This window comes from Arthrobacter crystallopoietes (genome assembly GCF_002849715.1).
Lineage (GTDB): Bacteria > Actinomycetota > Actinomycetes > Actinomycetales > Micrococcaceae > Crystallibacter > Crystallibacter crystallopoietes.
In genome coordinates this window covers 539,447-551,434 of record NZ_CP018863.1, presented here as the reverse complement: position 1 = coordinate 551,434, position 11,988 = coordinate 539,447, and the positions used below count along the sequence as shown (strand labels likewise).

The following is an 11,988-nucleotide window of genomic DNA, read 5'->3' as shown; positions in this document are numbered from 1 at the left end:
CCGAGGGAGAGGACCGACATGGCTGGGTTGATTATCCCGCTGCTCATCTTTGGAGCGCTGTGGCTGCTCGTGGTTCCTTGGCCGCTACTTCGGAAACGCAGGTGGGAACGTGGGCCGGCCGGCACACCACACCGGTTCCGTGTTATGAAGCGGCAGCAGTCAGATACTGGAGCAGGCCGCACAGGTGCCGCCAGCGGCAGCGTCGGGGTAAGCGCACCCGACACGGCGCTGATGCTGGATCTGCTCGGGGCCATGATCCAATCCGGTACCTCGCTGCCTGCCGCGGTGGCGACGCTTGCTCAGGTCGCCGAATCTGGCAGCAGGGAACGGCTGGATAAAGTCGCCTCTGCCCTGCAGCTCGGAACAGAGTGGCACACGGCCTGGGGGCTCGTCGGCAGGGACACCAGGCTGGACGAGATACAGGAGGCGCTGCGGTTCGGAGCAGCCACCGGCGCGCCCTCTGCGGCCATTCTGTATGCGCAGGCGGACCAGTTGCGCCGCCGCCGCAGGCAGGAAGCCGAGCGGCGTGCGGCCACCTTAGGGACGCGGTTGGTCCTGCCGCTGGGTTTGTGTGCGCTGCCGTCCTTCATCAGCCTTGGTATTGTGCCGGTGCTGATCTCGCTGCTCCCCGACCTGTGAAACGGCTCCGGAGCCAGTTATCCTCCACACACCTTCGTCCTGATGGGCTTGTGCACTTGAGGGAATACGTCGCTGTTACGCCAGCTGGCGCCGCGGCAGGCTCATGAGTACCGCAACACTGCGGACCAACCAGGAGGTAGAAATGTCATTGTCACGATCAACCCAGTTCTCCCGTTCTTTTGACGGCTCCGCCGCGGCAGAAGCTTCCGCCGAATCGGAGGAGATCGCCGAGGTCATTCAGCTTCCGCTCCCGCATGTGGACGAAACCGCCGGTCGCGGCTGGCGCCGGCTGACCGGTTCCGAAGCGGGAATGGCTACCGCCGAATACGCCATCGCTACACTTGCCGCCGTGGGCTTTGCCGGGCTGCTGGTGCTCATCCTGCGCAGCGGGGAGGTGCGGGGGCTCTTGACCGGCCTCGTGGAAATGGCACTGACCGCGGTGTGAGACCTGTGCTCAAGCGACGCGATTCCTGCTGCCGCGGTAGGCGTACGCCCGGCGCGGCAGCAGGAAAGACCACGATGACCCGCCAGCAGAACGGTGACCGCGGGTCGGTCACAGCCGAGACCGCCATCGTGATGCCGGCAATCGTGGCGGTGCTGGCCATGCTGCTGGCCGGGGCCGCCGCCGGGTCAACGCAATTGCAATTGGAGAAGGCCGCACAGACAGCCGCGCGACAGTTGGCCCGGGGCGAAACGGCGTCGGTGGCGGCCTCCGCCGTCCGCAGGATTGCGGGCAGCGGGGCCACGTTGGCAAGCGGAAACGCGGGAGGCTGGATCACCGTGAGGACCACTGCGGCGGTACCCGTTCCTTGGGCCGGCGTCGGTGGCTGGACCTTGGCTGCCGAGGCGACGGCACCGGCTGAGCAGCACGCGGTTTCGTCGCCGACGATCACGGGAGCGGGGAAATGACGCGAGACGCCGTCGACCCGCTGCGCGAATGTGGTTCCGGCACCGTGATGGCGGCGGCAGCGGCACTGCTGATGTGCTTTCTGGCGGCGGCACTGGCAGCGGGAATGCAAGCCAGTACCGCCGTAGCCCGTGCGTCCAAGGCTGCGGATCTTGCTGCCCTGGCAGCCGCCGACGCCGCCCGTGGTCTGTTGGACGGGGATCCCTGCGGCTTGGCCGGTGAAGTTGCACGAGAACACGGAGCCGAGCTGGCCAATTGCCGCCGACACGGAGCGGCGGGAGCCGTAGTCGACATCGACGTCGCCGTCCCCTTACCGCAGCTGTTCGGTATGGTGCATGCGCCGTGGAAGGAGGCTGAAGGGCGGGCCAGGGCCGGACCGCCGCCCTGATCGGTCAGCGCGCTGCTTCCGCCGCGGGTATATCGGCCGCGGCGAGCAGCGCGTCGATCAGCATTACGGCACCAGACTTATCCAAGGGGTTGTTCTTGTTGCCGCATTTGGGTGACTGCACGCACGACGGGCAGCCGGACTCACATTCGCAGGCCCGGATCGCGTCTCGAGTGGCGGTGAGCCAGGTCCGGGCAGCGTCGTAACCTCGTTCAGCGAAACCGGCTCCGCCCGGATGACCGTCGTAGACGAAGATGGTCGGTTTCCCGGTGTCGGCATGTAAGGCCGTGGAGACTCCGCCGATGTCCCACCGGTCGCTCGACGCTACCAGCGGAAGCAGCCCGATCCCGGCATGCTCGGCGGCATGCAGCGCTCCGGGAATCCTGGCCGTAACGAGGCCGGCCGCGGCAAGATCGGCCTCGTCGATGGTGAACCAGACTGCCTTGGTGAAGAGTTCCCGCGCACCTAATTCGAGCGGTTCTTCACCCAGGATCTCATTGGAGATGAAGGCCTTGCGCTGGAAGGAGATCACCTTTGTCGTGACTTTGACTTCACCGAAGGAAGCACGGACTCTGCCCCAGTCTGCGCCACGCAGTTCTTCCAGAACCTCGATCTGGGTGATGTCCCGGGCCTGCGTGTAGTAATCGGGATTGGACCGGGTGACCATGGCGCAGTGGTCCTGCTCATTGAGCTCGTCCACGATGTAGGTGGTGCCTTGGTGGACGTAAATGGCTCCGGTGTGCGCCTGGTAGTGGGACTGCGGCGAGTCCATGGTGCCCAGCAGCATGCCCGATTCCGATTCGACGATGTTGATGGGACCACCGCCGTCGCCCCGGAGGTTAACCAGGGACGCTGCGCTTTCGGCATGTGTCCAATACCAGCCTGCAGGACGCCGCCGCAGATAACCGTCTGTCGTGAGGCGATCCAGCAGGGATTCGGCTGTGGGGCCGAAGAGCCCCAGCTCCGCCGGAGTCAGCGGCAGCTCCTGGGCCGCCGAACAGAGATGCGGGCCGAGGACATAGGGGTTTGACGGGTCGAACACGGTGGCTTCGACGGAGACGTCGAAGACCGCTTCGGGATGGTGCACGAGATAAGTGTCGAGTGGATCATCGCTGGCCACGAACGCTGCCACGGCATCCTGCCCGGCCCTGCCGGCCCGTCCAATCTGTTGGAACAGCGAGGCCCGGGTGCCGGGCCAGCCTGCGACCAGTACCGCATCCAGCCCGGAAATATCTATACCCAGTTCCAGCGCGGAAGTACTCGAAACCCCAAGCAACTGGCCGGACCGGAGCTTGTTTTCAAGTTCCCTGCGTTCTTCGGGCAGATAACCGGAGCGGTAGGCTGCGATCCGGTTAGGCAGCGACGGATGGACCTCTTCCAAGAGCCTTTTGGTAATGCTGGAGATGGTTTCCGCCCCGCGCCTTGACTTGATGAAGGCGATGGTCCGGACGCGTGCGGAGACAAGGTTGGCCAGCAGGTCCGCCGTTTCGGCTACTACGGTCCGACGCTCGCGCGCGCCGTTTTCGCCCTTGAGCTCCGTTAGTTGAGGCTCCCAGAACGCTACGGTGGTGGCGCCGTGAGGCGAACAATCAGTCGTCACCGCCTTGGCCTCGGAACCGATCAGCCGGCCAAAGGAAGAGGCTGGATCGGACGACGTGGCGGAGGCGCCGATGAACACAGGGTCGGCGCCATAGCTGGCGCAGATCCGGCGCAACCGGCGCATCAGGTTGGCCACATGGGAACCGAAAACGCCTCGGTAACTGTGGGCTTCATCGATGATGACGTACTTGAGCCGGCGGAAGAACCGGGCCCACCAAGTGTGGTTCGGCAGGATCCCAAAGTGGAGCATGTCCGGATTCGCCAGGACGAAATTGGCATGGTCACGGATCCAGCGGCGGGCGCCGGGATCCGTGTCGCCGTCGTACGTTTCGGCCCGCACCGTCGGCAGTTTGAGGGATTTAATGGCGGACAGCTGGTCCGCGGCGAGGGCTTTGGTTGGAGCCAGGTATAACGCGACGGATCCCGTGGGTTCCAGCCTGGCCTGGTCCTCCAGCGAGGTGCGGTGGATCGAGTCCAGCGCCGGGAGCTGGTAGGCCAACGACTTCCCGGACGCAGTGCCTGTGGCAATGATCGTGTGCTGGCCGGCGTGGGCCGATTCGGCGGCGAGGACCTGGTGCCGCCACGGCTGATGCATGCCCAAGGTGGCATAGGCATCGACGACATCCGGGTGCGCCCAATCCGGCCAGGGTTCGTGGATGGCGTCCCGTGCAGACAGTTCGCGGACGTGCATGAGCTGTTCGGGGTCCGGACCGGAGCCGAGCAGGGGGATCAGAGAATCATGCAGTGCCACCCGAATATTGTGTCACCTGCCGGAAGCAGACGGCGCCGCAGCCTACCCCGGGGCAGCAGCAGACAACAGGAACGAACCCGGGGCTCGCCTGCCAGCGGTGCGGCTAAGCGGCGTCCGAGGGCTTGAGGATCAGGACGTCGCACACCGTGTCCCAGCCCAGGTGCTGGTACAGCATGCGGCCGTCGTGCGAGGCAATCAGCAGGCCTGTTTCTACAAGGTGCTCGAACGCTGAAGCTGCCAGGGCGCGCATGATGTGCGTTGCGAGGCCGCGGCGGCGGAAGTTGTTATGGGTTTCGATGTGGTCGAAGACTGCGACACCATCCACCACAGCCATCACGCCGTGGGCCGCTTCCTCCTCGCCGTACATGACGCGGGCGCGGTGCACGTTGCCGTCCCGGTCGATGACGGTCTTGAAATCGGTGTCCCGGTACCAGGGATCCTCGGCGTCCTGTTCGGACATGTCGGTGACCATCATGGACTGGTCGCTGTGATGGACCCTCAGCCCGTGCTGCGGCGCCAGCATATGGTAGCGCTGCGGATCACGGGTCAGCACGGTGAGCATGCGCTTGGGCGATTCCAGTGTGTTCCTGGCGAGATCCGCGAACTCCTCGTCACCGGGCTCATAGGCAAAGAACTCCCAGTCGCCGGTCTTATCGGCGAGCACGATGGCCGGATGCCCGGCTTCGCGAGCCGGGGAATAGCCGCGGCAGGCTGACCATCCGGCAACCCACGCCGGGAGCAAGTTATCAGGTACGTCTGCTGTGAAATCGAGGGCCATAGGTAGACAGTACCGAACCAACAGCGTGGGCGGCATCCGAAGTAGATGACAACAAGGTCACAATAACCGGTTTGCCATCTGCGCTTACCCTTAAATACGTGGCTGTAAACCGAATTGTGCTTTATTACGCGTTCACCCCCTTGCCGGATCCCGAAGCGGTACGGCTATGGCAACGCGCCCTCTGCGAAAAACTGGGTCTGCGGGGCAGGATCCTGATCTCCGCGGACGGCATCAACGGCACCGTCGGCGGGGAAATCAGTGCAGTCAAGCAGTATGTGAAGGCCACCCGCGAGTATCCGGCGTTCAAGAAGATGGACATCAAGTGGTCGGAAGGCGGTGCCGAGGACTTCCCACGGCTGAGCGTAAAGGTCCGTGACGAAATCGTGTCCTTCGGCGCACCGGGAGAACTCAAGGTCGACGAGAACGGTGTGATCGGCGGCGGGACGCATCTGAGGCCGGAAGAACTGCACGAACTGGTGGAGGCCAAGAAGCAGGCTGGCGAGGATGTGGTCTTCTTTGACGGCCGCAACGCGTTCGAGGCGCAGATCGGCAAGTTCAAGGACGCCATAGTCCCGGATGTCGCCACCACCCACGATTTCATCAAAGAGCTCGAATCCGGTAAGTACGACGACCTCAAGGACAAGCCCGTGGTGACGTACTGTACCGGCGGAATCCGGTGCGAAGTGCTGTCCTCGCTCATGGTCAACCGCGGTTTCCAGGAGGTTTACCAGATGAAGGGCGGCATTGTCCGCTACGGCGAGACGTTCGGGGACGCCGGGCTGTGGGAAGGCTCGCTCTACGTCTTCGACAAGCGCATGCATATGGAATTCACGCCCGATGCGAAGACCATCGGTGAATGCGTCCGCTGCCAGGGCGCGACGAACAAGTTCGAGAACTGCTCGAATCCGAGCTGCCGCAACCTCACCCTGTATTGCACCGAGTGCGCGTCGAACCCCGAGACTCTCCGCTGCCCGGACGGCTGCGCAGCCTAAGAGGGGGCAACCGGTTCCAGTGCCGGGTTCAACCTCCCGCGCGTCCAGACCGGCTTGCGCGCCGGCTGCTAGGCCTCCACGGGTAGCTCGCGGGCGGAACCGGTGGATTCCATTGGCCCGGCCTCGGGCCACAGCCCGGCGGAGGCGTCCTGCGGCTCGGCGACTTCTTCTTCTGTCTTGAAGATCCGCAGGCCGCGCGCCTGGTAATTGGCCAGCGCCGACGGTCCGTCCAGCGAGCAGGTGTGGACCCAGACCCTGCTTACGGGCGCAAAGCGCTCCCAGCGCGTGTCCAGTTGCCATGCCTGCTGGATCCCTTCCGTCAGCAGCGCGCCGCCGAACCCTGCACCGATGAACTCCGGAAAGAGCCCGAAGTACACGATTTCCACTTCGGTGCCTGCCGCGCCCGGACGCCCCATCAGTTCCACGTAGCCTGCCGGCGAGCCGTCCACCCACAGCACCCAGGTCTCGGAGCCCGGAGTGCGCAATACTTCATCCCACTGGGCGCGCGTCAGCGCCAGGCGATCCGACCAGTTCCACCCGCTGCCGACAGACCGGTAGAGGAACTTGCTGAATTCGGGGCTGATGCTGCGGACCTGTTCGATCCGGGTACCGGACGGCAGCGGGCGCGATCCCGGAACCAGCTGCTCGGGCGCGGTCTGCTCCAGATGGGTGGTGGTAACAAGCATGCGCCCATTTAACCATTCCTGCCCCGCGCCTAGACTTTGAGGCGTGACTGAGTTCAATAGCGGCAACATTCCCCACGCCCCGCAAAGTACGGATCTGCAGCTGATGGCTGCACTGGCTAAGGACCTGACGGCGCTGGATTACACGGTGGACGGCGTCCAGCAACTGCTGGGCGCCGAGGCCTACGAGGCCTTGGACCGGGACCAGTTGATTCCGGCCCAGCTGGCAACCGATCGCGAACTTGCCGCTGCCCGGCCCAAGCCGTTGGCCGCCGTCGTACGTTTGTGGCTGCTGGGCGGGACACTGGAACGGGACCAGCTGGCATCGGCTTTTCCCGCCGTCACGCCCGAAGGGCTGCTGGCGCTGGGGCTGATCAACAACGACGGCGGACGCTTCCGTCCCGCCGTTGACCTCCGGCCGTATGCGTTCGACGAAACGCAGTTGTGGGTGGCCAGCGACCTGGGTGCCCACCAGGCGCCCGGGGTGCTGCGGCGGGACCACGTGCTGGGGATCGGGCAGGCCTCGCTGACGCTGGCACAGCTGACTGTCCGCGCGCCGGTGGAACGTGCGCTGGATCTGGGGACCGGCTGCGGCATCCAGCTCTTCCACCTGCTGGGCCATGCGCGGCATGTGACGGCCACGGATATCTCGGAACGCGCGCTCGCTTTCACCCGCTTCAACCTGCTGCTCAACGCGGGGCCGCTGGATCTGGATCCGCAGAACCTGGCCGCGCGGGTCAGTCTCCGGCTGGGCAGCCTGCTCGACCCGGTGGCCGGCGAGCAGTTCGGCCTGGTAGTGAGCAACCCACCGTTCGTCATCACGCCGCGGACCGAGGAGACGGCCGGCGAGGAGCAGTTCACGTACCGCGACGGCGGGCTGCCCGGCGACGATATTGTCTCCACACTGGTCCGCCGGCTGCCCTCGGCGCTGGACACGGGCGGCGTGGCGCAGCTGCTGGGAAACTGGGAGATTCCCGCCGGTGCCGGTTCCTGGCATGACCGGCTCGAAGTCTGGCTCGATCCGAAAACCGAGGCCTGGGTGATCCAGCGCGAACAGCTCACCCCGTCGTCGTACGCACAGACCTGGCTGCGGGACGCTTCGGAAAACCGGGATCCGGGTCTCTACGGGCGTTCCTACGCAGCGTATCTGGAGGATTTCGCTTCCCGCGATGTGGAAAGCGTCGGGTTCGGGATGATGTGGCTTCGGCGCACCGAAAGCGCCGCCCGGCTGCGCAGATTCGAGGAAATCGGCTACGCGATCGAGCAGCCCATCGGTCCGCATCTGGCCGCAGCGGTTCAGCGGCACGATTGGCTCGAGGCACATGCCGAAGACTTCGCGGACCAGCGGCTGCAACCGGCGGAGGACGTCACAGAGGAACGCCATCAGCGCCCGGGGGCAGAACACCCGGGCGTGATCCTGCTGCGGCAGGGAGCCGGGTTCCGCCGCACCAATTTGATGAGTTCGGAGCTCGCCGGCTTTGTCTCCGCCAGCGACGGTGAGCTGACGGTCGGCCAGCTGGTGGCTGCGCTTGCAGCCCTGCTGGAGAGGTCGGACCCGGAATTCGCCGAGCAGCTGACCTCCGAGGTGCGCAACCTCGTGGCGGACGGCTTCCTCGTTCCTGCCGGGGCGTAGGCGCCTCAATCGTTGCCGTTTCGCAAGTGAACGGGCTCACTGCCGCACTCTGAAGGGCATTACACTTACCTTCCATGACCAAAGGTGCAGCGCCATATACCGACTCAGCGCCCGGCGAAATTTCCGGAGCAGGGGCGCCGGCGGGCTCGGGGGACCGGGTCAACATTTCAGATGCGAGGGCCATCCGTGCGCTCGCCCATGCGGTGCGCCTGAAAGTCATCGAGGAGCTCTTCGATACGCAGCAGCCGGCCACCGCGACGGAGTTGGCGCAGCGGCACGGGCTTACGCCGAGTGCTATGAGTTACCACTTGCGGGCCTTGGAGAAGTGGGGCTTCGTTAAGCGCAGCGCCAACCAGGGCGACGGCCGCGAGCGGCACTGGCAGGCCGCCGCAGGACGGCTGGATGTCACCTCGGTGGCGGACAGCCGGGCGGCAACCCTCGGCGTCGTCGATGTTGAGCTCAATGACCTGCGCCAGCGCCTCTCCAAGTACGTCAAGCGGGACAAGCAGGCGCCGAACCCGGACACCTGGCGCCAGGAGGGCCACCTCGCCGCGCTGAGCACCGGCCGTTTTTACCTGACCGAGGAGCAGCGCGCGGATCTGGGCCGCCGGATCGGCGAGATCCTGCTCGAGTTCAGCCCCACCACAAATCCTGAAAACCGGGGCGAAGACGCCCAAAAGCTGTACTACGTATTCTCTTTCCTGCCCGGGGATATCGACGACGCGTAAACCTCCCGCCGGCCCCGTGACTGCACCCGGTTTTCTTCGTTGTGCCATTCTTGGGGCTAACCTAGAGCTGGCAGCTGTCCCGGATACTTCGGGGACAGGATGCATCTGCCGCACCGCCACAGCAATTGACGTAGGAGAATCGTGCCACCCAAGGCCCGCGAAAAAACCGGTATGAAACTCGTCATTGTCGAGTCTCCTGCCAAGGGCAAGACTATTGCCGGGTATCTCGGCGAGGGTTTTGAGGTCACGGCCTCGATGGGCCACATCCGGGACCTGCCGCAGCCGTCGGACCTGCCGGCCGAGCTGAAGAAGACCTCGGTGGGCAAATTCGCCGTCGATGTCGAGAAAAACTTCGAGCCTTACTACGTGGTTTCTGCGGACAAGAAGAAGAAGGTCGCCGAACTCAAGAGCCTGCTCAAGGACGCCGACGAGCTCTATCTCGCAACTGACGGTGACCGCGAGGGCGAGGCCATCGCGTGGCACCTGCTTGAGGTGCTCAAGCCCAAGGTCCCGGTCCACCGGCTGACCTTCCCCGAAATTACCCGCGAAGCCATTCAGCGCGCGCTGCAGGAAATGCGCGATGTGGACACCGACCTGGTGGACGCCCAGGAAACCCGCCGCATTGTGGACCGGCTCTTCGGCTACGAGCTGTCCCCGGTGCTGTGGCGCAAGGTCAAGGCCGGGCTCTCTGCCGGGCGCGTGCAGTCCGTGGCGACGCGCCTGGTGGTCGAGCGCGAACGTGAGCGCATGGCCTTCCGGTCCGCGTCCTACTGGGATCTGCTGGCCACGGTCGAGCCGGAGGACGCCGCCAAGGGCGGCGCGTTCAAGGCGAAGCTCGTTTCACTTGACGGCTCCCGCGTGGCCACCGGCAAAGACTTCAACGACGCCGGTGTGCTCACCGCCAAGTCCGCGGTGCACCTCGATGAGGCGGCTGCTTCGTCCCTCGCCGACGGTCTGCGCACCGCTGAGTTCGCCGTCCGCTCGGTGGAGAACAAGCCGTACACCCGCCGCCCCGCCGCGCCGTTCACCACCTCGACGCTGCAGCAGGAATCCGCCCGCAAGCTGCGCTTCTCGGCCCGGATCACCATGCAGGTGGCCCAGCGGTTGTACGAAAACGGCTACATCACCTATATGCGTACCGATTCGCCCGCGCTGAGCGACCAGGCCGTCAACGCCGCCCGGCGCCAGGCTTCGGAGCTGTACGGCCCGGAGTACGTGCCGGATTCCCGCCGCGTCTACAAGGGCAAGGACAAGAATGCCCAGGAAGCCCACGAGGCCATCCGCCCCGCGGGAGACTCCTTCCGCACGCCGGGCCAGGTCCGCAGCCAGCTCAGCAGCGACGAATACAAGCTCTACGAACTGATCTGGAAGCGCACCGTTGCGTCCCAGATGGCGGACGCAAAGGGCTCAACGTCCACCGTTCGCCTGGGCGCCGTTGCCCCGGACGGCCGGGACGCGGTCTTCTCCGCTTCCGGTACCGTCATCACCTTCCCCGGCTTCATGGCCGCCTACGAGGAAGGCAAGGACGCAGCCCGCGATGAGGACGACGACGCCGCCACCGGCCGCCTGCCCCGGCTCGCCGAAAAGGATGCGCTGAAGGCGCAGGACGTCGCCGCCGTCGGACACGAAACATCCGCACCGCCGCGCTACACCGAAGCCTCGCTGATCAAGACGCTGGAAGAGCGCGGCATCGGCCGGCCGTCCACCTACGCGGCGACCATTTCCACCATCATGGACCGCGGCTATGTCAGCACCCGCGGTTCGGCCCTGGTGCCCAGCTGGATCGCGTTCTCCGTGGTCCGGCTGCTGGAAGAGCACTTCCGCGACTACGTGGACTATGACTTCACGGCCGCGCTTGAAGAGGACCTGGACCGCATCGCCCGCGGCGAGGCGAAGCGGGTGGACTGGCTCGACGGGTTCTACTACGGGGACCGCAAGGAAACAGGCCTGAACACCATCGTCAACGACCTGGGCGAAATCGACCCGCGCGAGATCAACTCCATCGACATCGCCGAGGGCATCACCCTGCGCGTGGGCAAGTTCGGCCCCTACCTGGAGCGCGCCGCCGTGCTCGATCCGGAAACCGGTGAACTGGCCGACCCGCAGCGTGCCAACGTTCCGGATGACCTCGCGCCGGACGAGCTGACCGCCGAAAAAGCCGTGGAACTGATGGAGAACCAGGGCCCGGGCGAACGCGAACTGGGGCAGGACCCGGAGACCGGCCGCACCATCGTGGCCAGGGAAGGCCGCTACGGTGCGTACGTCACCGAGATCATTCCCGAGCTCACTGCCGAGGAGCTGGCGAACCAGCCCGTGGAGTACTACAAGAACGGCAAGCCCAAACCGCCGAAGAAACCGGTCAAGGTCAAGCCGCGCACCGGTTCCCTCTTCAAGTCCATGACCGTTGAGACGGTCACCCTGGAAGACGCCCTGAAGCTGATGAGTCTGCCAAGGGTGCTGGGCACGGATGCCGAGGGCAACGAGATCACCGTGCAGAACGGTCGCTTCGGCCCGTACCTGAAGAAGGGTACGGACTCGCGGTCCATTGGCTCCGAAGAGGAGATCTTCACCATCACGCTGGAGCAGGCGCTGGAGATCTACTCCCAGCCGAAGCAGCGCGGCGGCCGGACCGCGGCGCCGCCGCTGGCCGAATTCGGCACGGATCCCGTCTCGGAGAAGAACATTGTGGTCAAGGACGGCCGCTTCGGTCCGTACATTACCGACGGCGCGACCAATATTACGGTGCCCCGTTCGATGAGCATTGAGGAGCTGACCCGCGAACAGGCCATTGAATTGCTGGCCGAAAAACGTGCCAAGGGTCCGGCCAAAAAGCCGGCCGCGCGGCGCAAGGCCACAGCCAAGAAGTAGGGGACAATCAGCCGTGCTTCCAGCC

Annotated in this window: 11 protein-coding genes; 8 read left to right on the top strand and 3 right to left on the bottom strand. The window is 65.2% G+C overall.

Features of this window, described 5'->3' with window-relative positions:
* Positions 1-18: 18 nt before the first annotated feature.
* The 4 genes from AC20117_RS02645 to AC20117_RS02630 all read left to right on the top strand — a co-directional run bounded on the left by AC20117_RS02645 (position 19) and on the right by AC20117_RS02630 (position 1,934).
* A complete protein-coding gene (locus AC20117_RS02645) occupies positions 19-639 on the top strand; it encodes a type II secretion system F family protein (RefSeq protein WP_074701103.1) in 621 nt (206 codons plus the stop codon).
* A gap of 142 nt (positions 640-781) precedes the next feature.
* Positions 782-1,084 carry a DUF4244 domain-containing protein gene (locus tag AC20117_RS02640; protein WP_083339766.1) on the top strand — a complete coding sequence of 101 codons (303 nt, stop codon included), beginning with the start codon at positions 782-784 and terminating at the stop codon, positions 1,082-1,084.
* Positions 1,085-1,158: 74 nt separating this feature from the next.
* Positions 1,159-1,548, top strand: a complete 390-nt coding sequence (locus AC20117_RS02635) for a TadE family type IV pilus minor pilin (protein ID WP_074701104.1) — start codon at positions 1,159-1,161, stop codon at positions 1,546-1,548.
* Positions 1,545-1,934 carry an Rv3654c family TadE-like protein gene (locus AC20117_RS02630; protein ID WP_074701105.1) on the top strand — a complete coding sequence of 130 codons (390 nt, stop codon included), beginning with the start codon at positions 1,545-1,547 and terminating at the stop codon, positions 1,932-1,934. Before AC20117_RS02635 ends, AC20117_RS02630 begins: the two co-directional genes overlap by 4 nt.
* Before the next feature lie 4 nt (positions 1,935-1,938).
* Here the strand turns inward: AC20117_RS02630 and AC20117_RS02625 are convergent, their stop codons facing one another.
* Both AC20117_RS02625 and AC20117_RS02620 read right to left on the bottom strand, forming a co-directional pair.
* Positions 1,939-4,281: a DNA 3'-5' helicase SftH gene (locus AC20117_RS02625; protein ID WP_074701106.1), complete on the bottom strand. Its 2,343-nt coding sequence runs from the start codon at positions 4,279-4,281 to the stop codon at positions 1,939-1,941.
* A gap of 103 nt (positions 4,282-4,384) precedes the next feature.
* Positions 4,385-5,059: a GNAT family N-acetyltransferase gene (locus AC20117_RS02620; RefSeq protein ID WP_074701107.1), complete on the bottom strand. Its 675-nt coding sequence runs from the start codon at positions 5,057-5,059 to the stop codon at positions 4,385-4,387.
* A gap of 98 nt (positions 5,060-5,157) precedes the next feature.
* Here AC20117_RS02620 and trhO point away from each other — a divergent pair, with 98 nt between their 5' ends.
* Complete coding sequence (gene trhO, locus AC20117_RS02615) at positions 5,158-6,051, top strand: oxygen-dependent tRNA uridine(34) hydroxylase TrhO (protein ID WP_074701108.1); 894 nt, start codon at positions 5,158-5,160, stop codon at positions 6,049-6,051.
* 68 nt (positions 6,052-6,119) lie between these two features.
* Here the strand turns inward: trhO and AC20117_RS02610 are convergent, their stop codons facing one another.
* A complete protein-coding gene (locus tag AC20117_RS02610) occupies positions 6,120-6,737 on the bottom strand; it encodes a GNAT family N-acetyltransferase (protein ID WP_074701109.1) in 618 nt (205 codons plus the stop codon).
* A gap of 103 nt (positions 6,738-6,840) precedes the next feature.
* Here AC20117_RS02610 and AC20117_RS02605 point away from each other — a divergent pair, with 103 nt between their 5' ends.
* The 3 genes from AC20117_RS02605 (at position 6,841) to topA (ending at position 11,963) form a co-directional block, all read left to right on the top strand.
* Positions 6,841-8,367, top strand: coding sequence for a DUF7059 domain-containing protein (locus AC20117_RS02605; RefSeq protein ID WP_083339767.1), 1,527 nt, complete (start codon positions 6,841-6,843; stop codon positions 8,365-8,367).
* 74 nt (positions 8,368-8,441) lie between these two features.
* Positions 8,442-9,095 carry an ArsR/SmtB family transcription factor gene (locus tag AC20117_RS02600; RefSeq protein WP_083339768.1) on the top strand — a complete coding sequence of 218 codons (654 nt, stop codon included), beginning with the start codon at positions 8,442-8,444 and terminating at the stop codon, positions 9,093-9,095.
* A 141-nt stretch (positions 9,096-9,236) separates the two neighbouring features.
* Positions 9,237-11,963 carry a type I DNA topoisomerase gene (topA, locus tag AC20117_RS02595; RefSeq protein ID WP_074701111.1) on the top strand — a complete coding sequence of 909 codons (2,727 nt, stop codon included), beginning with the start codon at positions 9,237-9,239 and terminating at the stop codon, positions 11,961-11,963.
* Positions 11,964-11,988 lie beyond the last annotated feature (25 nt).